This window comes from Streptomyces sp. NPDC104096 (assembly GCF_055584385.1).
In genome coordinates, this window is sequence record NZ_JBVJMD010000001.1 from 17,895 (window position 1) to 36,076 (window position 18,182).

Below are 18,182 nucleotides of genomic sequence, written 5' to 3' on the forward strand. Positions count from 1 at the left end.
CGAGGGGCCACGGTACGCGGTGAGGAAGCGGCCCGGTCGTGCTTCGTCCGCTTTGCGGACCGCACCGGCCGGGCCCCGAAGTGGCCTCAGCCGGGCAGTGAGTCGGCGAGCTGCGAGGCCAGTTTCCGGGCCCTGTCCTGCATTTCCGCGCTGTCCGGGACGACCCCGACCATCGCCGGCTGCTCCTCGTACACGACCGTCACGATGACGTTCGACGTGCGGAACGCCACAGTCACCGTGCGCTGTTTGACCGTCGAACCGGAGCTGCTGAGCGCGTCGTCGAGATACGCCTCGTCGCCGAGACCGTCGAGAACCCGGGGCTGGAGGTCGGCCGGAGCGACGGTGGACGAGGCGGACGGCGAGGAGGTGCCCGAGGGGGACGCCGAGGGCGAGGAGGACGCGGAGGCCGACGCGGACGGCGCCGAAGTCGCGCCCGCGCCCGGGTCGGCGGACCCGCCGGCGGCCCCGGCCGGGGCGCTCCCGGAACTGGAGGCGGCCGGCGCCGGAAGGTCGGCCGCCGTCACCTTCGTCGCGAAGAGCTGCTCGGCCTGGCTGTCGTCGCTCACCGTGTTGTCGTACGACACCACCCGCTCGAAGTCGACGAGGAGATGGTCGGTCGCGTCCGGTGAATCGATCTTCCAACGGCAGCCGACCTTGCGGTCGTTGTCGTACGCCAGTGTCGCCTGGCCCTGGTAGGCGGTGTCCCGCTGCGCCTCGTCCGTGATCTGCGCGATGCCGGGGAGCAGGGAGTCGAGGGTGCCGTGGCCGACCGCGCCGCACGGCTCGGGGAGCGTGCGGTACTTGCCGGGCTGGGCCTCGGCGGTCACCGCGCCGGCCTCCCCGGGGTTGGAGTTGTCGGTGGTGTTGCCCTCGCCGGAGCTACCGGTGCAGCCGGCCAGCACTGCCGCGAGGAGCGCGGCGACGCCGGGTACGTACGCCTTCCGCTGCACGGTGAGGCTCCCTTCGACGGTGTCTCGGTGGGTGTCGGTCCCGGGAACGGTCCCGGGCCTGCCAGTGTCCCCGCTGGTTATTCGCTTGCCGCACGGGGGCGGTCCCTGGAGACAATGTGTATCGCACGCACTGCCGTGGACGCCGGTCCGTTGTCCCATACGTCGACCTTGGCGCCGGTTTTGCGGTTTCAGGCTTTTCTTTTGATTCCGGGGGAATGAGGACGATATGTCGTACGTGGAGATGCCGGGCGCGAAGGTTCCGATCCGTATGTGGGCCGACCCCGCGGCGGTCGAGGACGTGGCCCTGCGCCAGCTCCAGAACGTCGCGACCCTGCCCTGGATCAAGGGCCTGGCCGTGATGCCGGACGTGCACTTCGGCAAGGGCGCGACGGTCGGCTCGGTCATCGCCATGCAGGGCGCGGTCTGCCCCGCGGCGGTGGGCGTCGACATCGGCTGCGGGATGTCGGCGGTCAGGACCTCGCTGACGGAGAACGACCTGCCCGGCGACCTGTCCCGGCTGCGCTCGAAGATCGAGCAGGCGATCCCGGTGGGACGCGGCATGCACGACGCCCCCGTCGACCCGGGCGGCTTCCACGGCCTGGCGACCGCGGGGTGGGACGACTTCTGGGGCCGGTTCGACGGGATCGCGGACGAGGTGAAGTTCCGGCAGGAACGCGCCACCAAGCAGATGGGAACGCTGGGAAGCGGGAACCACTTTGTTGAAGTTTGCGTAGATATGTCCGGTTCGGTGTGGCTCATGCTGCACTCCGGCTCCCGGAACATCGGCAAGGAACTGGCCGAGTTCCACATCGGGGTGGCGCAGAAGCTCCCGCACAACCAGGGGCTGATCGACCGCGACCTCGCGGTCTTCGTCTCCGACACCCCGCAGATGGCGGCCTACCGCAACGACCTGTTCTGGGCGCAGGAGTACGCGAAGTACAACCGCACGCTCATGATGGCGCTCCTGAAGGACGTCGTCCGCAAGGAGTTCAGGAAGGCGAAGCCGACCTTCGAGCCGGAGATCAGCGCCCACCACAACTACGTGGCCGAGGAGCGCTACGAGGGCATGGACCTGCTCGTGACCCGCAAGGGCGCGATCCGGGCCGGCTCCGGCGAGTACGGGATCATCCCGGGCTCCATGGGCACGGGTTCGTACATCGTCAAGGGCCTCGGCAACGAGAAGGCCTTCAACTCGGCGTCGCACGGCGCCGGTCGGCGGATGAGCCGCAACGCGGCCAAGCGCCGCTTCTCGACCAAGGACCTGGAGGAGCAGACCCGGGGCGTGGAGTGCCGTAAGGACTCCGGTGTCGTGGACGAGATCCCCGGCGCCTACAAGCCGATCGAGCAGGTCATCGACCAGCAGCGCGACCTCGTGGAGGTCGTGGCGAAGCTGAAGCAGGTCGTCTGCGTGAAGGGCTGAGCCGCCCGGCCGCGGGGCCGCGGGGAACCGGAGACGGGGTCGGGGCTGTCTTGGCGTGCAGATCCGACGCATCGATACGGGGGTAATCGCGATGAGGCGTCAGCGCATACGTGTCGTGGCCGGGGCCGCCGGTCTGGTTCTGGCCGCGGGGGTCGTGCTCGCGGGCTGCTCGCAGAGTTACGACGACCAGCGGGGCAAGGGGGACGCCCCGGTGAAGGGCAAGGCGGGGGACGACACCCCGGCCGAGGTCTTCAACATGCCGGACGGCTTCGGCAACCTCGCCACCAAGTGCGTCGGGCACGGCTTCCGCGCCTATGTCACGACCAACGCCAGCGGTCCGTCGAACGTGCAGATCGTCGAGGACAAGACGTGCGCCTCCTGAGCCGGCGCCCCGGGCGCGCCGCCGCCGGTTGCGGCGCGCTGCTGCTCGTCGTGCTGCTGGGCGGCTGCTCCAGGGAGCACTACCAGGAGCGGGGCAAGGCCGACGCCCCGGTGGCCGGACGGGCCGGGGAGGACAGTCCGGCCGAGGTGTACAACTTCCCGGACGGCTTCGGCAACCTCGCCACCAAGTGCGTCGGGGACGGCAGGCGGGCGTACGCCACCACCCGGTTCGTGCAGGAGGACGACGACGCTGTCGTGATCATCCCGGCCAACGCGGTGATCGTCGACGACCCGGACTGCTCGGCGCCCTGAGGCTCACTTCGCGTGGCGCACCGCGTGGATCATCACGAACGCGACGACGCGGATGCCGCGGGCCGGGCGGGGGCGTCGGACGTCCGGTTCGGCCGGCCCTCGGCGTCCGCCGTCACAGCTCCCGGTGGACCTTCGTGTTGGACGCCTGGGCCCGCGGGCGGACGACCAGCAGGTCGATGTTGACGTGGGCCGGGCGGGTCACCGCCCAGGTGATGGTGTCCGCGACGTCGTCGGCGGTCAGCGGCTCGGCGACGCCCGCGTAGACCTTCGCCGCCTTCTCCTCGTCGCCGCCGAAGCGGGTCAGCGCGAACTCGTCGGTCTTGACCATGCCGGGCGCGACCTCGATGACCCGGACCGGCCGGCCGACGATCTCCAGGCGCAGGGTCTCGGCGAGGACGTGGGCGCCGTGCTTGGCGGCGACATAGCCCGCGCCGCCCTCGTAGGTGCCGTGGCCCGCGGTGGAGGAGACGACCACGACCGTGCCGTCGCCGCTCGCGTCGAGCTTGGGGAGCAGCGCCTGGGTCAGGTTCAGCGTGCCCAGGACGTTCGTCTCGTACATCGTGCGCCACTGCGCCGGGTCGCCGGTGGCGACCGGGTCCGCGCCCAGTGCGCCGCCCGCGTTGTTGACCAGGACGCCGACGGTCTTGAAGGCGCTCGCGAACTCGTCGACGGCCGCGCGGTCGGTCACGTCGAGCTGGTAGGCGGTCGCCGAGTGGCCGGCCGCGGTGATCTCCTTCGCCAGCGCCTCGATGCGGTCGACGCGGCGGGCGGTCAGGACGACGCGGTAGCCGGCCGCGGCGAGCTGCCGGGCCGTGGCGGCTCCGATTCCGCCGCTCGCACCGGTGACGACGGCGATGCGGGAGGCGGCGGACGGTGCGGCGGTGGCCATGGGCTGCTCCTCGGGCGTGCGGACGGCTCGGGTCCGCGGACGACTCGGGTCGGTGGGTGGTGCGGCTGGTGCCCGCGCGTGGGCCTGCGGGTGGCGCGGGCTCACGGGCGGTCGTTCCCGCTCAGGGTAGGCGACGGGTGCGTTCGGGCGAACGGGCGTTCCGAGGGGCGGGCGGTCAGCCGCCGTGCCTCGGCGCCCACATGATCACGGCCATCCCGGCCAGGCAGATCGCGGCGCCCACCAGGTCCCAGCGGTCGGGGCGGAAGCCGTCCGCGACCACGCCCCACAGGATCGAACCGGCGACGAAGATCCCGCCGTACGCGGCGAGGATGCGCCCGAAGTGGGCGTCGGGCTGGAAGGTGGCGACGAACCCGTACGCGCCGAGCGAGAGGACGCCACCGGTGATCCACAGCCAGCCGCGGTGCTCCCGCAGCCCCTGCCAGATCAGCCAGGCGCCGCCGATCTCCAGGAACGCGGCGGCGACGAACAGGGCGGCGGAGCGGACGATCGACATACCGGCAGCTTGGCACGCCCCTCGGCACGGCCGGGGCCGGGGCGTCACCTGTTGGAGGGCGCCTGCCGTCGGCCGTGCGTGGGATACATCCGGGTGACACCCCCGCGACCGGGGTGGAGCGAGCGGAGTGAGGAGTGGTGTCGGCATGCGGAGACCACGTAGGGCACGCGGAACGCGGCGGACCGGGGAGGAGCGGCGGGTACGGAGGTCGTGCGGGGCGCGTGGGGCGCGTGCCACCCGGGGGTTCGTGGTGTGCGGGGTGGCGCTGGCGGCCGTCGGCGGGACGACGCCGTTCGCGGGTGCCGCGGGCGTGCCGCAGGCCGACCTGGCGTACCACGGTACGGCGGTGCTGCGCGGCGGCCTGCTCGACGTGCGGCTGACCCCGTACGACCACGGCCCGTCCGCCGTGCCGGACGCGACCGTGCGGCTGCTGTGGTCGGCGCCGCTCGCGGACCGGCAGCGGCTGCCGGGCGGCTGCGTCCGTACGGGGGTGCGTGAGGTGGTGTGCCGGACGGGCGCGCTGGCCGCGGACGGGTTCGGCGAGCGGATCGCGCTGGTGCTGCGGCTGCGCGGCCGGCCGCAGCAGGTGACGCTGGCGCTCGACACGGTGTGGGCCGGTGGCACGGTGGACCGCAACCGGGCGAACGACCGGCAGCGGGTGCTGGTCCTGGACACGGGAGACCCGTACTCCTTCTGAGTGAGGGGCGCGCCCCTGGGACGGGGGCGCGTCTTCCTTCGGGGTGCGGGGATCGCCTGGTTTCCTGCTAGACACGTGTGGGTCGGACTACTTCTGGCCGATCGACCCGTCGTCCGGCCTGTCGGGCCGGTCCGGCCGGTCGCGGCGCGCTCTCTGCGTCGTACGATCTCTGCACGGCGCAGGTGAAGAGGAGTGGGCATGTCCGGGTCGGAGAACGAGCGGTCGCGGCTGCTGGACGAGCTGTCCACCGTCTCGCGTCGCTACATGGCCTCGTACGCCCTGTTCAACCAGGCGGTCGCCGACCATCTCGGCCTGCATCCCACCGATCTCCAGTGCCTGAACCTGCTCACGCTCGAGGGCGGGCCGGTGACCACGGGCCGGATCGCGGAGCTGACGGGCCTGACGACCGGGTCGGCGACCCGGCTGGTGGACCGGCTGGAGAAGGCCGGGTACGTGGTCCGGCAGCGGGACGCGGGGGACCGGCGGCGGGTGCTGGTGGCGACCGTGCCGGAGCGGATCGCCGAGTTCGGGCAGATGTGGAACCGGCTGGCCGGCGGCTGGAGCTCCCTCTTCGACGGCCTGGACAACACCGAACTGGCCCTGATCATCGGGCACATGCGGCGGACCGTGGACTTCAGCGGGGAGCAGATCACCCGGTTGCGGGAGGGGCGGGTCTAGGGCGCGCTCGGGGCGTTGTTCTCGGTGTCGTAGCGCTCCCGGGCCGTGTGGACCTCGTCGAAGTGGGTCTCCGCCCAGGCCTTCACCGCGGTGAGCAGGTGGGCGAGGCTGCCGCCCAGCGGGGTGAGCTCGTAGTCCACCCGGACCGGGACGGACGGGGTGACCGTGCGGGTGAGGATGCCGTCGCGCTCCAGTGAGCGCAGGGTCTGCGTGAGCATCTTGGGGCTCACTCCGGCGATCCTGCGGGCGAGGTCGCTGTAGCGCAGCGGGCCGGCGGCCAGCGCGGAGACGACGAGGCTGACCCACTTGTCGCTGATGCGGTCGAGGAGCTGGTTGGTGGGGCAGCTGCGCAGGAAGGCGTCGTACTCGAAGCGCGCCTGTTCGCGCCGCTGGGCCGCTGTCGTGGTCGCCATGGCTCTCTTCCGGGTGCGGTAGGCACCTTCAGGTAACTACTTCCCGATAGATAGTAGCTCTTCCTAGGGTTGCGGAAGCGGCACGGGACGGCGCGAAGGCGCCGCACCTGTCGCGAAGCCGAGAAATCCGAGAAGCAGAGATCCGGGAAGCCGGGAATGCGGGGAGAGTTGTGATGATGCGTGCCGTGGTGGTGACGTCCTTCGGCGGTCCCGAGACCGTGCGGGTCGTGGAGACCGACGTGCCCGAGCCGGGTGCCGGACAGGTCCGGATCAAGGTGGCGGCGGCCGCGCTGAACCCGGTCGACGCGGCGGTGCGGTCCGGTGTGTTCGGGGGGACGGGCGCTCCGATCGGCCTCGGCTGGGACGTCGCGGGGACGGTGGACGCGGTCGGCCGGGACGCCGCGTGGAACGTGGGCGACGAGGTGGTGGCGCTCGCCCCCGGCGTGGCCGAGCCGCTGGGTTCGCACGCGGAGTACGTCGTCGTCGGCGCGGACGCGGTGGCCGCGGCGCCCGCGACGGCCGACGCCGTGTCCGCCGCGACCCTGCCGCTGAACGGCCTGACCGCCGTACAGGCCCTGGATATGCTGGAGTTGGCGCCCGGGCAGTCGCTGCTGGTGACGGGCGCGGCCGGCGCCGTGGGTGGCTATGCCGTCCAACTCGCCGCCCGGCGCGGGGTGTCGGTGACCGCGCTGGCCCGCGAGGAGGACGAGGAGCTCGTCCGGTCCCTGGGCGCGGCGCACTTCACGGCCGGGGAGGTCGAACCGGCGGGCTTCGACGCCGTGTTGGACGCGGCGGTGCTCGGCGGGACCGCCCTGGCGTGGGTGCGGGACGGGGGAGCCTACGCCGGGGTGATTCCGGGGGCGGCGCCCGGCGCGGTGCGGGGTGTGCGGACCGGCACGGTCGAGGTGCGCGCCGACGGGGAGCGGCTGGCGGAGCTGGTGCGGCTGGTGGACGAGGGGGTGCTGACGCTCCGGGTGGCGGGGACGTACGCCCTGGCCGACGCGGTCAAGGCGCACGCCCGGCTGGCGGAGGGCGGGGTGCGGGGGCGGCTGGTCCTCCTTCCCTGAGCCGACAGGTCCCCGTACGTCCCACGGGCCCTTTCCCGGGTCCGGCCGCCGGTCTCAGTGGCCGTGCTCCTCGGGCGCCCTGCGCGGCAGGAGGCGTACGAACGGCAGGCACAGGGCCACCGCCGCGGCGACCACGGTGAGGCTCACCGTCATGGCGTGGGTCTCGCCGTGGTGGGCGGCGCGGAAGTAGACGGTCGTCACGGCGGCCGCGCCGATCGCGTTGGCGAGCTGCTGCACGGCGTTGAGGGAGCCGCTCGCGCTGCCCGCCTCCTCGGGGGCGATGTCGCCGATCGTGACGTCGTAGACCGTGCCGAAGCAGGTGCCCATGCCGACGCCGATGACGAACAGCGGCGGGACCAGTTCCCAGGCGCCGGTCCGGTCGAACGTGCACAGCAGGAGCAGGGCCGCGCAGCCCGCCAGGATGATCAGCAGGCCGGTGGCCACGAGCCGGCGGCCGAAGGCGTGGACGAGCCGGTAACAGGCGATCGAGGCGACGACGATCCCGGCGGACAGCGGGACCAGGCCGAGTGCGGCGCCCGCGGGGGAGCGGCCGAGGCCCTGTTGCAGGTAGAGGGACACGGCGTAGAGCAGGCCGGAGACGGCGGCGAAGGTGGCGACGCCGAGCAGCAGGCCCGAGGTGAAGCCGCGGTGGCGCAGCAGCGACGGCCGCAGGAGCGGGTGTGCGGCGGTGCGCTGGCGGTGCCAGAAGGCCGCGGCCAGTGCGAGGCCGAGCAGCAGGAGGGCGAGCGGGCGGACGGCCGGGCCGTCTCCGGCCGGACCTCCCCCGGCCGAGGCGCCGCGGGCCGCGCCGTCGATGAGTCCGCCCAGCAGACAGAGCATCGCCCCGCCGAGCAGGGCGGTCCCGGGGCCGTCGACGACCGTGTCGCGGCTGCCGGGGTCGCGGGGCAGCAGTCGTACGGCGGCGAGCAGGGCGGCGCCGCCGAGCAGCAGGTTGATCAGGAACATCGGGCGCCAGCCGAGTCCGGCGAGGTCGGCGTCGACGAGGAGTCCGGCCAGCACCGGGCCGCTGACGGCGGACAGGCCCATCACCGGGCCGAACAGGCTGAACGCCTTGCCGATCCGGTCGCGCGGCCAGGTGGCGGCCAGGATCCCGAAGCCCTGCGGGACGACGAGGGCCCCGAAGGCGCCCTGGGTGAGCCGGGCCAGGACGAGCACCGTCGGGTTCGGGGCGAGTCCGCAGGCGGCCGACGCGGCCACGAATCCGGCGAGGCCGGTCAGGAACAGCCGCCGGCGGCCGTACTTGTCGCCGAGCCGGGCGCCGGGGACGAGCAGCACGCCGAGCGCGAGGGCGTAGGCGGCGCCGAGCCACTGGACGAGGCCCTGGCCGCCGCCCAGGTCGCGGGCGATCGCCGGGGCGGCGATGTTGGTGATCGTTCCGTCGAGGAGGTCCAGGACGTCGGCGGCCAGCACCACGGCGAGGACCGCCCAGCGGGCGCGGGCGGGCAGGGGGTGGCGGGCCGCCGGAGTTCCGTCTGCGGCCGGAGCCGGAGCCGGAGCCGGAGCCGGAGCCGGAGCCGGAGCCGGGGCTGGAGGTGTGCGCGGGCGATCATCATCTTCGTAATGCAGTATCTGTGTCACGCAGATAAATATCCGCGCGCGACCCCCGGTCGTCAAATCGAATGTCCGCGGGCGGAATACCTGCGGGCCGGGTCCGGTTGGAGGGGTATAGTTGAATCATCAACAACTTGGAGGTTGAGCGACCATGCAGTTCGGCATCTTCAGCGTCGGCGACGTCACCCCGGACCCGACCACGGGCCGTGCACCGACCGAGCGCGAGCGCATCAAGGCCATGGTCGCCATCGCGCTGAAGGCCGAGGAGGTCGGGCTGGACGTGTTCGCGACCGGCGAGCACCACAACCCGCCGTTCGTGCCCTCGTCACCGACGACCATGCTCGGCTACATAGCCGCGCGCACCGAGAAGCTGGTCCTCTCCACGTCCACGACCCTGATCACCACCAACGACCCGGTGAAGATCGCCGAGGACTACGCGATGCTCCAGCACCTGGCCGACGGCCGGGTGGACCTGATGATGGGCCGCGGCAACACCGGTCCCGTCTATCCGTGGTTCGGCCAGGACATCCGCGAGGGGATCAACCTCGCCATCGAGAACTACGCCCTGCTGCGCCGGCTGTGGCGTGAGGACGTCGTCGACTGGGAGGGCAAGTTCCGCACGCCCCTCCAGGGCTTCACGTCCACTCCGCGGCCGATGGACGACGTGCCGCCCTTCGTCTGGCACGGCTCCATCCGCTCCCCGGAGATCGCCGAGCAGGCCGCGTTCTACGGCGACGGCTTCTTCCACAACAACATCTTCTGGCCCGCCGACCACACCAAGCGGATGGTCGAGTTCTACCGGTCCCGGTACGCCCACTACGGCCACGGCACGGCCGAGCAGGCGATCGTCGGCCTAGGCGGCCAGGTGTTCATGCGGAAGAACTCCCAGGACGCCGTGCGCGAGTTCCGTCCGTACTTCGACAACGCGCCGGTCTACGGGCACGGGCCCTCGCTGGAGGACTTCACCGAGCAGACCCCGCTGACCGTGGGCTCCCCGCAGCAGGTCATCGAGCGGACCCTGTCCTTCCGCGAGTACGCCGGCGACTACCAGCGCCAGCTGTTCCTGATGGACCACGCGGGGCTGCCCCTGAAGACCGTGCTGGAGCAGCTCGACCTGCTGGGCGAGGAGGTCGTGCCGGTGCTGCGCGAGGAGTTCGCGAAGGGCCGTCCGGCGGACGTCCCGGAGGCGCCGACGCACGCGTCGCTGCTGGCCGCCGCCGCGGCGGAGAAGAAGGCCGACAAGGACAAGAAGGAGGTCGGGGCATGAAGCTCGTCGTCGTCTCGGCGGGGCTGAGCGTGCCGTCGTCCACGCGACTGCTGGCCGACCGGCTGGCGGCGGCCGTCGGCCGGCAGGCCGAGGTCGAGCTGGAGGTGGTGGAGCTGCGCGACCTCGCGGTCGAGATCGCGCACAACTTCACCAACGGGTTCCCCGGGCGCAAGCTCGCGGCGGCCCAGGCGGCGGTGACCGGGGCGGACGGCCTGATCGCGGTCACGCCGGTGTTCACGGCCTCCTACAGCGGGCTGTTCAAGTCGTTCTTCGACGTGCTCGACAAGGACGCGCTGGCGGGCAAGCCGGTGCTGATCGCGGCGACCGGGGGTACGGCACGGCACTCGCTGGTGCTGGAGCACGCGCTGCGGCCGATGTTCGCGTACCTGCGGGCGGTGGTCGTGCCGACGGGCGTGTACGCGGCGTCGGAGGACTGGGGAGCGGAGGGCCTGGAGGGGCGGATCGAGCGGGCGGCGGGGGAACTGGCCGCGTTGACGCGGGGGCTGTCGGCGGCCGCGCCGGTCAGGGACGACCTCGACGTGGTGCCGTTCGCCGAGCGGCTCGCCGCCCTGCGGTCCGCGGGGTGAACGGCCGCCCGGTCCGGTCGCGGCCGGGCGGGGTGGGAGGCCGCCCGGCGCGGGTTGCGGCCGGGCGGGTGAGAGGCCAGTAAGAAGGGCGGCCTGGGCAAGATCATCAGGTCGTCCGACCCGCGATGCTTGGCAGACTGGGTCCGTGCCCCAGACTGTGCTGCTCGCCGAAGACGACCGCGCCATCCGCCACGCGCTGGAACGCGCCCTGGCCCTGGAGGGCTACCAGGTCACCGCGGTCGCCGACGGCGTCGAGGCGCTGGCGCACGCCCACCGCACCCCGCCGGACGTGCTCGTCCTCGACGTGATGATGCCCGGCATCGACGGACTCCAGGTCTGCCGGGTGCTGCGTGCCGAGGGCGACCGCACCCCGATCCTGATGCTGACCGCGCTGGTGGAGACCGCCGACCGGATCGCGGGCCTGGACGCCGGAGCCGACGACTACGTCGTCAAGCCCTTCGACGTCGAGGAGGTCTTCGCCCGGCTGCGCGCGCTGCTGCGCCGCACCACCCCGGTCGAGACCCCGGCCCCCGCCGACACCGCGGGCGAGGCCCCGGCCGGGGCGCCCGGCATCCCGTCCGGGCCGGCCGGATCGCCGGCCGATCCGTCGACCGGAGCGGGAGCGGGTACGGCGCCGGGCGCTTCCCCGGGTCCGGCGTCCGGCTCGGTGCCGGGCCCCTCGCAGCCCGGCCGGCACATCGAGGCGGCCGGTCTGCGGATGGACCGGCAGGCGCGCCGGGCCTGGCGCGGCACACGTGAACTTGAGCTCACCCGCACCGAGTTCGAGCTGCTGGAACTGCTGGTGCGCAACGCGGGCATCGTCCTCGACCACTCCACCATCTACGACCGCATCTGGGGCTACGACTTCGGGCCCGGCTCCAAGAACCTCGCCGTGTACGTGGGTTACCTGCGCCGCAAGCTCGACGAGCCCGGCGCGCCGCAGCTGATCCACACGGTGCGCGGTGTGGGTTATGTGCTGCGGGAGGACTGAGTGGGCCGTTTCCGGCGGCTGCTGACCTGGCGACGGCCCGGTCTGCTCTCGCTGCGCACCACCCTCGCGGTGTCGTTCGCGGCGGTGGCCGCGGCCGTCACCGTGCTGGTCGGCATCCTGTCGTACAGCGCGGCGGCCCGTCTCGTGCGGGTGGACCAGCAGACCGTGTTCGACGAGGTCGTGCAGGACCTGCGCGACGAGGTCGGCCAGCACCGCATGACACCCGACGACTTCTCCTCCTCCGCGCCCGGCCACGACGTCGTACGGCCCCCGCGCACCGATGTGCAGGTGCTCGGCCCGGACGGCGCGGTCGTCGACCGGGGCAGTCCGGGCCTGCCGGTCGCCGACGCCGACCGCACGGCCGCCGCGGCCGCCACCGCCGGGCTGGTCGCCGAGCACAAGGACGTCGACGTCGGCAACGACGTCTACCGGGTCGCGACCGTCTCCCTGGGCGGCGGCCGGGGCGCGGTCCAGGTCGCGCAGGAGTTCAGCGACACCGAGGACCTGCTGCGCACGCTCCAGCAGCGCACCCTGGTGCTGATGGCGGCCGTCGTCACCGCGGCCGGGCTGTTCGGCTGGTGGCTGGCCCGGCGCGTCACCCGCCGGCTGGTCGTCCTCACCTCCGCCGCCGAGGACGTCGCCCGCACCCGCCGCCTGGGCGTGCAGGTGCCGGTGACCGGATACGACGAGGTGGGCCGGCTGGGTCGCGCCTTCGACCGGATGCTGGGCCGGCTCGCCCAGTCGGAGGAGGACCAGCGCCGGCTGGTCCAGGACGCCGGCCACGAGCTGCGGACCCCGCTCACCTCACTGCGTACGAACATCTCGCTGCTGCGCAGGATCGACGAACTCCCGCCCGCCACCCGGGAGGATCTGGTCGCCGACCTCACCCAGGAGGCGCGCGAGCTGACCGATCTGGTCAACGAGCTCGTCGACCTCGCCGCGGGCCAGTCCGACGCCGAGCCGGCCCAGCCGGTCGACCTGGCCGACATCGCCGAGGACGTGGTCGGTCTCGCCCGGCGCCGCACCGGGCGGGAGATCGTGCTGCGCGTGAGCGGCGACACCACGGCCCACGGGCGGCCCGGGCTGCTCCAGCGGGCGATGTCCAACCTCGTGGAGAACGCCACGAAGTTCGACCGCGACGGCACCGCGCCCATCGAGCTGCACATCGCGGGCCCGGCCCGGCCGGGCACGGTCCGGGTGGAGGTCCTCGACCGGGGCCCCGGCATCGCGGGCGCCGACCTGATCCGGATCTTCGACCGCTTCTACCGTGCCGCCGACGCCCGTGCCCTGCCCGGCTCCGGTCTGGGCCTGTCCATCGTGCGGGAGGTGGCCCTGGCGCACGAAGGCGCGCCGTTCGCCTTCCGGCGGGAGGGCGGCGGCTCGGTGATCGGGTTCACGGTGGGCGGGGGACCGGTGGAGGGGCGAGGGCGGGGCGAATCCTGAGCCCGCTCCCGCTCGTCCCGTCCCGGCGAGGTCAGTTCTCCTCGGTGCCGGTGCCGGTGCCGGTGCCGGTGCCGGTGCCAGTGCCGGTGTCTGCGCCGGTGCGGCGGGCGTAGGCGCGGGCGGCGCGGGCGCGGTCGCCGCACCGGGTGGAACACCAGTGGCGGCGGCCGTGCCGCAGCAGATAGCGGTTGCAGGGCGGGGAGCCGCAGGCGGTGAGCCGGTCCGCGTCGGGGCCGGTGAGCAGGTCGGCGGCGTCGGCGGCGAGGGTCGCCAGGGCGCGCTCGACGATCCGGGTGGTCGGGTGGGACAGGGCCCGGTGCAGACCGCGGGCGGCGTCCCACTGCAGCAGGGAGACCGCGGGCGCCCGGGTGAGCGCGTCGTTGAGACCGTTCAGGGCGCTGCCGGGGGCGGGGTGGCCGTCGACCCGGGAGGAGACCAGGGCGCGGATCTGTTCGCGCAGCGAGCGCAGTTGGGCGGCGCAGGTCTCCCGCAGTTCCGCGTCGGCCGGCGCCAGACCGTGGTCGACGAGCCAGCGGGTCGCGGCGGCGGGGGTGCCCAGCAGATCGAGGACCTGCCCGCCGGTCAGCGCGACGGCGCTGTTGGCGAGGTCGAGGGCGGGATAGCGGTCCGCTCCGGGCGCGACCGGTATCCCGCCCTCCTCGGACGTCACGGCCCTCTGGGCCTCCTCGTGCTCGGCAGGCTTCCCGGCCTCGTTCTTCCGCATGGCTCTCATGGTACGTCTTGCGCCCATCCGTGAGAAGCGACTACGGTTCCTCACGGATAAGTGACTTCTAATCCGTGAGGTGCTTTCTGATGTCCCCTGTCGACGCGACCACCGAGCAGATTCCCGTCCGGGTCTTCGGCGGCCCCACCGCCCTGATCGAGTACGGCGGACTGCGCTTCCTCAGCGATCCGACCTTCGACGGGACCGGTCACTACCCGACCCCCGGCGGTCCGACCCTGACCAGGACCGTCCCGTCCCCCGTCGAGCCGGGCGACCTCGGCCCCGTGGACGCGGTGCTGCTCTCGCACGACGAGCACCCCGACAACCTCGACCGCTCCGGCCGGGCCCTGCTCGCGGACGTGCCGCTCACCCTCACCACCCGCGGCGGCGCGGGCCGCCTGGGCGGCACGGCCCGCGGGCTGGCCCCCTGGGAGTCCGCGCGACTGGACCGGCCCGACGGCGGCGCCGTCACCGTCACGGCCGCCCCCGCCCTGCACGGTCCCGAGGGCGCCGAGCCGATCTCCGGCGAGGTCATCGGCTTCCTGCTGACCTCGGACGACCTGCCCACGGTCTACGTCAGTGGCGACAACGCCTCGCTCGACCTGGTCAGGGAGATCGCGGGCCGGTTCGGCCCGGTGGACACCGCCGTGCTCTTCGCGGGGGCGCCCCGCATCCAGCCGCTCTTCGACGGCGCCCTGCTCGTCCTCGACGGTGCCGGAGCCGCCGAGGCCGCCGCGATCCTCGGCGCCCGTCGGGTCGTACCCGCGCACTGCGACAGCTGGGCGCACTTCACGGAGACCCGCGAGGACCTGGTCGCGGCGTTCGAGGCGGCGGGACTGGCGGACCGGCTGCAACTGGACTGAACCGGCACCGCGCGACGCCGGGCTGATCCGAGCGAAAGGCCTGGGCGGGACCGCTGGGCGCACAGACGGCGAGGGCGGAGCCCGCAAGCTCCGCCCGTTCGTAAGAAACCTCAGGTCACGGCCACACCAGGCAGTACGGCTGGTGCCCCGCCTCGTGCAGTCGGTGGGAGAAGTCCTGCCACTCGTGCAGGAGCTGGTAGACGTTGAACGCGTCCCGCGGGCCGCCCCGGTCCGGCACGGTCGACCAGATGAACGCCGCCGCGCCCACCGCCTCCTCGCCCACCTCGCGCAGGGGGTCGACGACCGTGGTCGGGAGCTTCACGACCGCGTAGTCGGGGTGCAGGACGACCAGTTCCAGGGGCGGCACCTTGTTGAGGGGGACACCCTGGATGCCGGTCAGCACCATGGCCGCCATCGTCTCCGGCTTGATCTTGGTGAACATGCCGCCCATGCCGAGCTCGTCGCCGCCGAGTTCCTCGGGACGCATCGAGATCGGGACGCGGGCCGCCGTCGCGCCGTCAGGCGCGCCGAAGTATTTGTACGTCACCCCCACCCGACCACCATTCCTGCTACCGGCCCTGAGCCGGCCGACCTCACGGTCGAGCCGGTCGGACTCCAACGGTGCACCATGTGCCTGAAGTGTTTCGTGCGGCTCCTCCGCCTCGCGCCGGTGTTTTCCCCGTTGGGCGCGTCGAGGACCCAGACCGTCGGTCCCTTCGCCCAGCCCGCCACCGCGATGCATATCTCCACCCGACTGCTTTTCTAGGACGCGTGGCCCCCGCCGCGCAACCCGATCATCGTGACAGTGACCTCCCCCACGGTCGCTCGCCGAAACGTGCGCCGAAACAACGGCCCACAGGATCTTCCCAGCCGAGAACGAGCCCTGTACGAGCCCCTGGGCGAGCTCCCGGGCAGGCCTTCGAGCGAGCCCGGGCAGGCGCGCGCGGTCCGGCACGGCTCGGTCCGTCCGTTGCTCTGTGTATCAGGTGCCAGTTTCGCAGATGGTACGGGGCGGTCCACCGATTTGCCCGGGCCGGTCCCGGTCGGCCGTCTCCCCGCTCGGACCGTTCCGGCTCGGGCACGGTCGGTCACGACCCGCCGTCCGGCCGGTGCGCGGGGCGCCCCGCTGCTCCCTGCCGTCCCCCGGCCCTGGCCTACTCTGAGGAGGTCACGCAGCAAGCGGAGTCCGAACAAGTCGGAGAAGGTCGGAGAAGTCGCAGGTCATGAGCGAATCGCCCTCTTCAGGAGCGCCCTATCCCTACGAAGCGCCTGCCTCGCAGGCCCTGTTCGACCGCGCGGCCGTCGTCACGCCGGGCGGGGTGAACTCCCCGGTCCGCGCCTTCCGCGCGGTGGGCGGTACGCCCCGGTTCATGGTGTCCGGCACCGGTCCGTACCTGACCGACGCGGACGGTCGGGAATACGTCGACCTCGTCTGTTCCTGGGGCCCGATGATCCTCGGCCACTCGCACCCCGAGGTCATCGCCGCGGTGCAGGCCGCGGTCTCCCGCGGCACCTCCTTCGGTACTCCCGGTGAGGGCGAGGTCGCGCTCGCCGAGGAGATCGTCGCGCGGGTCGAGCCCGTACAGCAGGTGCGGCTGGTCTCCAGCGGCACCGAGGCCACCATGTCCGCGATCCGGCTCGCGCGCGGGTTCACCCGGCGGGCCAAGGTGATCAAGTTTGCCGGCTGCTACCACGGGCACGTCGACTCCCTACTGGCCGCGGCCGGCAGCGGGGTGGCCACCTTCGCGCTGCCCGACACCCCCGGCGTCACCGGCGCCCAGGCCGGCGACACCATCGTGCTGCCGTACAACGACCTGGAGGCCGTGCACGAGGCGTTCCACCGGCACCCGGGTGAGATCGCCTGCGTGATCACCGAGGCGTCGCCGGGCAACATGGGCGTCGTACCGCCGCTGCCCGGCTTCAACCAGGGCCTGAAGGACGCCTGCGCGCAGAACGGCGCGCTGTACATCTCCGACGAGGTGATGACCGGCTTCCGCACCAGCAGGGCCGGCTGGTACGGCGTCGACGGGGTCAAGCCCGACCTGATGACCTTCGGCAAGGTCATGGGAGGCGGCTTCCCGGCCGCCGCCTTCGGTGGTCGCGCCGACGTCATGGAGCACCTCGCGCCCGCCGGGCCGGTCTACCAGGCGGGCACCCTCTCCGGGAACCCCGTCGCCACCGCCGCCGGCCTCGCCCAGCTGCGCCTGCTCGACGACGCCGCGTACGCCAAGGTCGACGCCGTGTCGCGGCAGATCCAGGCACTGGTCTCCGAGGCCCTGGGCAAGGAGGGCGTCGCGCACACGCTGCAGACCGCCTCCAACATGTTCTCCGTCTTCTTCACGGACCGCCCGGTCCGCAACTACGAGGACGCCAAGGCGCAGGAGTCCTTCCGCTTCACCGCCTTCTTCCAGTCGCTGCTGGCGAACGGCGTCTATCTGCCGCCCTCGTCCTTCGAGTCCTGGTTCGTCTCCACGGCCCACGACGAGCGTGCCCTCCAGCGGATCGCCGACGCCCTCCCGGCGGCGGCCCGAGCGGCCGCGGAGGCCACGGCGTGAGCATCGGCAACGGCAACGGCACCGCCGGTCGCGGCACCGGCGCGAGCGACGGCGAACTCACCGTCGTCCACCTCATGCGGCACGGCGAGGTCCACAACCCGGACGGGATCCTGTACGGGCGGCTGCCCGGCTACCACCTGTCCGAGCTCGGGCGGCAGATGGCCGACCGGGTCGCCGAGCACCTCGCCTCCCGCGACGTCACCCACGTCGTCGCCTCCCCGCTGGAGCGGGCGCAGGAGACGGCGACGCCGATCGCCAAGGCGCACGGACTCGACCTCGCCACCGACGGCCGGCTCATCGAGGCCGACAACGTCTTCCAGGGCAAGACCTTCGGTGTCGGGGACGGCGCGCTGCGCAAGCCCGACAACTGGAAGCACCTGGTCAACCCGTTCAAGCCGTCCTGGGGCGAGCCCTACGTCGACCAGGTCGTACGGATGATGGGGGCGCTGGACGCGGCCAAGGACGCGGCCCGCGGCCATGAGGCCGTACTGGTCAGTCACCAGCTGCCGATCTGGATTGTGCGCTCCTATGTCGAGCGGCGGCGGCTGTGGCATGATCCGCGCAAGCGCCAGTGCACGCTCGCCTCGCTGACGACCTTCACGTACCAGGGCGACAAGATCGTCTCCGTCGGCTACACCGAGCCGGCCCGCGATCTCGTCCCGGCCCATCTCCTCGCCGGCGCCAAGCCGGTCAAGGGGCAGGGCAAGGCTTTCGGGGCATAGCCGCCGGTACGGACCCAGGGGTACCTGCGGGGGCGCTGACGCCGACGCGAAAGCGACCTCCGGTGTTCCATGGCCCGTTCGTGACAGCCGTCGCGAGATCCGTGTGATCGCGCGGAACCTCCTCGTTCGTCGCGTCC

Annotated in this window: 20 protein-coding genes; 13 read left to right on the forward strand and 7 right to left on the reverse strand. The window is 72.8% G+C overall.

Annotated features, from left to right (window positions below; translation table 11 throughout):
• Positions 1–86 precede the first annotated feature (86 nt).
• A complete protein-coding gene (locus tag ACZ60B_RS00085; protein WP_469382861.1) occupies positions 87–950 on the reverse strand; it encodes a DUF3558 domain-containing protein in 864 nt (287 codons plus the stop codon).
• 226 nt (positions 951–1,176) lie between these two features.
• Here ACZ60B_RS00085 and ACZ60B_RS00090 point away from each other — a divergent pair, with 226 nt between their 5' ends.
• The 3 genes from ACZ60B_RS00090 to ACZ60B_RS00100 all read left to right on the forward strand — a co-directional run bounded on the left by ACZ60B_RS00090 (position 1,177) and on the right by ACZ60B_RS00100 (position 3,063).
• Positions 1,177–2,370: an RtcB family protein gene (locus ACZ60B_RS00090; RefSeq protein ID WP_469382862.1), complete on the forward strand. Its 1,194-nt coding sequence runs from the start codon at positions 1,177–1,179 to the stop codon at positions 2,368–2,370.
• 91 nt (positions 2,371–2,461) lie between these two features.
• The gene (locus ACZ60B_RS00095) at positions 2,462–2,752 is read left to right on the forward strand and encodes a hypothetical protein (RefSeq protein WP_469382864.1); all 291 of its coding nucleotides are present in this window, start codon (positions 2,462–2,464) and stop codon (positions 2,750–2,752) included.
• Entirely contained in the window at positions 2,740–3,063 is a 324-nt protein-coding gene (locus ACZ60B_RS00100; protein ID WP_469382865.1) for a hypothetical protein, read from the forward strand. The genes ACZ60B_RS00095 and ACZ60B_RS00100 overlap by 13 nt, the downstream gene beginning before the upstream one ends.
• Before the next feature lie 112 nt (positions 3,064–3,175).
• Here ACZ60B_RS00100 and ACZ60B_RS00105 read toward each other — a convergent pair whose 3' ends face one another.
• Together ACZ60B_RS00105 and ACZ60B_RS00110 are read right to left on the reverse strand one after the other, a co-directional pair.
• A complete protein-coding gene (locus ACZ60B_RS00105) occupies positions 3,176–3,952 on the reverse strand; it encodes an SDR family NAD(P)-dependent oxidoreductase (RefSeq protein WP_469382866.1) in 777 nt (258 codons plus the stop codon).
• 175 nt (positions 3,953–4,127) lie between these two features.
• Positions 4,128–4,466 carry a YnfA family protein gene (locus ACZ60B_RS00110; RefSeq protein WP_469382867.1) on the reverse strand — a complete coding sequence of 113 codons (339 nt, stop codon included), beginning with the start codon at positions 4,464–4,466 and terminating at the stop codon, positions 4,128–4,130.
• 259 nt (positions 4,467–4,725) lie between these two features.
• On the opposite strand from ACZ60B_RS00110, the gene ACZ60B_RS00115 reads away from it, so the two are divergent.
• On the forward strand, positions 4,726–5,163 hold the full coding sequence (locus ACZ60B_RS00115) for a hypothetical protein (protein ID WP_469382869.1): 438 nt from the start codon (positions 4,726–4,728) through the stop codon (positions 5,161–5,163).
• A 198-nt stretch (positions 5,164–5,361) separates the two neighbouring features.
• Entirely contained in the window at positions 5,362–5,841 is a 480-nt protein-coding gene (locus tag ACZ60B_RS00120; RefSeq protein ID WP_469382871.1) for a MarR family winged helix-turn-helix transcriptional regulator, read from the forward strand.
• Here ACZ60B_RS00120 and ACZ60B_RS00125 read toward each other — a convergent pair.
• The gene (locus ACZ60B_RS00125) at positions 5,838–6,254 is read right to left on the reverse strand and encodes a winged helix-turn-helix transcriptional regulator (protein WP_469382872.1); all 417 of its coding nucleotides are present in this window, start codon (positions 6,252–6,254) and stop codon (positions 5,838–5,840) included. The genes ACZ60B_RS00120 and ACZ60B_RS00125 overlap by 4 nt on opposite strands.
• A 176-nt stretch (positions 6,255–6,430) precedes the next feature.
• Between ACZ60B_RS00125 and ACZ60B_RS00130 the strand changes: the two genes are divergently transcribed.
• On the forward strand, positions 6,431–7,321 hold the full coding sequence (locus ACZ60B_RS00130) for an NADP-dependent oxidoreductase (RefSeq protein ID WP_469383527.1): 891 nt from the start codon (positions 6,431–6,433) through the stop codon (positions 7,319–7,321).
• A gap of 54 nt (positions 7,322–7,375) precedes the next feature.
• Here ACZ60B_RS00130 and ACZ60B_RS00135 read toward each other — a convergent pair whose 3' ends face one another.
• On the reverse strand, positions 7,376–8,920 hold the full coding sequence (locus tag ACZ60B_RS00135) for an MFS transporter (RefSeq protein ID WP_469382874.1): 1,545 nt from the start codon (positions 8,918–8,920) through the stop codon (positions 7,376–7,378).
• 124 nt (positions 8,921–9,044) lie between these two features.
• Here ACZ60B_RS00135 and ACZ60B_RS00140 point away from each other — a divergent pair, with 124 nt between their 5' ends.
• From ACZ60B_RS00140 to ACZ60B_RS00155, 4 genes are all read left to right on the forward strand, one after another.
• Positions 9,045–10,160 carry an LLM class flavin-dependent oxidoreductase gene (locus tag ACZ60B_RS00140; RefSeq protein WP_469382875.1) on the forward strand — a complete coding sequence of 372 codons (1,116 nt, stop codon included), beginning with the start codon at positions 9,045–9,047 and terminating at the stop codon, positions 10,158–10,160.
• Entirely contained in the window at positions 10,157–10,747 is a 591-nt protein-coding gene (locus ACZ60B_RS00145) for an FMN reductase (protein WP_469382877.1), read from the forward strand. The genes ACZ60B_RS00140 and ACZ60B_RS00145 overlap by 4 nt, the downstream gene beginning before the upstream one ends.
• Before the next feature lie 145 nt (positions 10,748–10,892).
• A complete protein-coding gene (locus ACZ60B_RS00150) occupies positions 10,893–11,738 on the forward strand; it encodes a response regulator transcription factor (protein ID WP_469382878.1) in 846 nt (281 codons plus the stop codon).
• Complete coding sequence (locus tag ACZ60B_RS00155; protein WP_469382880.1) at positions 11,739–13,181, forward strand: HAMP domain-containing sensor histidine kinase; 1,443 nt, start codon at positions 11,739–11,741, stop codon at positions 13,179–13,181.
• A gap of 31 nt (positions 13,182–13,212) precedes the next feature.
• On the opposite strand, the gene ACZ60B_RS00160 is transcribed toward ACZ60B_RS00155, so the two are convergent.
• On the reverse strand, positions 13,213–13,905 hold the full coding sequence (locus ACZ60B_RS00160) for a CGNR zinc finger domain-containing protein (RefSeq protein ID WP_469382882.1): 693 nt from the start codon (positions 13,903–13,905) through the stop codon (positions 13,213–13,215).
• An 89-nt stretch (positions 13,906–13,994) separates the two neighbouring features.
• Between ACZ60B_RS00160 and ACZ60B_RS00165 the strand changes: the two genes are divergently transcribed.
• Positions 13,995–14,768, forward strand: a complete 774-nt coding sequence (locus ACZ60B_RS00165; protein WP_469382884.1) for an MBL fold metallo-hydrolase — start codon at positions 13,995–13,997, stop codon at positions 14,766–14,768.
• Between the two features lie 115 nt (positions 14,769–14,883).
• Here the strand turns inward: ACZ60B_RS00165 and ACZ60B_RS00170 are convergent, their stop codons facing one another.
• Positions 14,884–15,510, reverse strand: coding sequence for a hypothetical protein (locus ACZ60B_RS00170; RefSeq protein WP_469382885.1), 627 nt, complete (start codon positions 15,508–15,510; stop codon positions 14,884–14,886).
• Positions 15,511–15,991: 481 nt separating this feature from the next.
• On the opposite strand from ACZ60B_RS00170, the gene hemL reads away from it, so the two are divergent.
• The gene (hemL, locus tag ACZ60B_RS00175) at positions 15,992–17,323 is read left to right on the forward strand and encodes a glutamate-1-semialdehyde 2,1-aminomutase (RefSeq protein WP_469382887.1); all 1,332 of its coding nucleotides are present in this window, start codon (positions 15,992–15,994) and stop codon (positions 17,321–17,323) included.
• A gap of 74 nt (positions 17,324–17,397) precedes the next feature.
• Positions 17,398–18,045: a histidine phosphatase family protein gene (locus ACZ60B_RS00180; RefSeq protein WP_351617517.1), complete on the forward strand. Its 648-nt coding sequence runs from the start codon at positions 17,398–17,400 to the stop codon at positions 18,043–18,045.
• The last annotated feature ends 137 nt before the right edge of the window (positions 18,046–18,182 follow it).

What these genes read in the sequence shown, in the direction of transcription:
- ACZ60B_RS00165 (WP_469382884.1), top strand. Translation starts at nt 13,995, where the DNA reads ATGTCCCCTGTCGACGCGACCACCGAGCAGATTCCCGTCCGGGTCTTC.
- ACZ60B_RS00125 (WP_469382872.1), bottom strand. Translation starts at nt 6,254, where the DNA reads ATGGCGACCACGACAGCGGCCCAGCGGCGCGAACAGGCGCGCTTCGAG.
- ACZ60B_RS00180 (WP_351617517.1), top strand. Translation starts at nt 17,398, where the DNA reads ATGCGGCACGGCGAGGTCCACAACCCGGACGGGATCCTGTACGGGCGG.
- ACZ60B_RS00110 (WP_469382867.1), bottom strand. Translation starts at nt 4,466, where the DNA reads ATGTCGATCGTCCGCTCCGCCGCCCTGTTCGTCGCCGCCGCGTTCCTG.
- ACZ60B_RS00140 (WP_469382875.1), top strand. Translation starts at nt 9,045, where the DNA reads ATGCAGTTCGGCATCTTCAGCGTCGGCGACGTCACCCCGGACCCGACC.
- ACZ60B_RS00130 (WP_469383527.1), top strand. Translation starts at nt 6,431, where the DNA reads ATGCGTGCCGTGGTGGTGACGTCCTTCGGCGGTCCCGAGACCGTGCGG.
- ACZ60B_RS00160 (WP_469382882.1), bottom strand. Translation starts at nt 13,905, where the DNA reads ATGCGGAAGAACGAGGCCGGGAAGCCTGCCGAGCACGAGGAGGCCCAG.
- ACZ60B_RS00170 (WP_469382885.1), bottom strand. Translation starts at nt 15,510, where the DNA reads ATGCATCGCGGTGGCGGGCTGGGCGAAGGGACCGACGGTCTGGGTCCT.
- ACZ60B_RS00095 (WP_469382864.1), top strand. Translation starts at nt 2,462, where the DNA reads ATGAGGCGTCAGCGCATACGTGTCGTGGCCGGGGCCGCCGGTCTGGTT.
- ACZ60B_RS00120 (WP_469382871.1), top strand. Translation starts at nt 5,362, where the DNA reads ATGTCCGGGTCGGAGAACGAGCGGTCGCGGCTGCTGGACGAGCTGTCC.
- ACZ60B_RS00105 (WP_469382866.1), bottom strand. Translation starts at nt 3,952, where the DNA reads ATGGCCACCGCCGCACCGTCCGCCGCCTCCCGCATCGCCGTCGTCACC.
- ACZ60B_RS00145 (WP_469382877.1), top strand. Translation starts at nt 10,157, where the DNA reads ATGAAGCTCGTCGTCGTCTCGGCGGGGCTGAGCGTGCCGTCGTCCACG.
- ACZ60B_RS00090 (WP_469382862.1), top strand. Translation starts at nt 1,177, where the DNA reads ATGTCGTACGTGGAGATGCCGGGCGCGAAGGTTCCGATCCGTATGTGG.
- hemL (WP_469382887.1), top strand. Translation starts at nt 15,992, where the DNA reads ATGAGCGAATCGCCCTCTTCAGGAGCGCCCTATCCCTACGAAGCGCCT.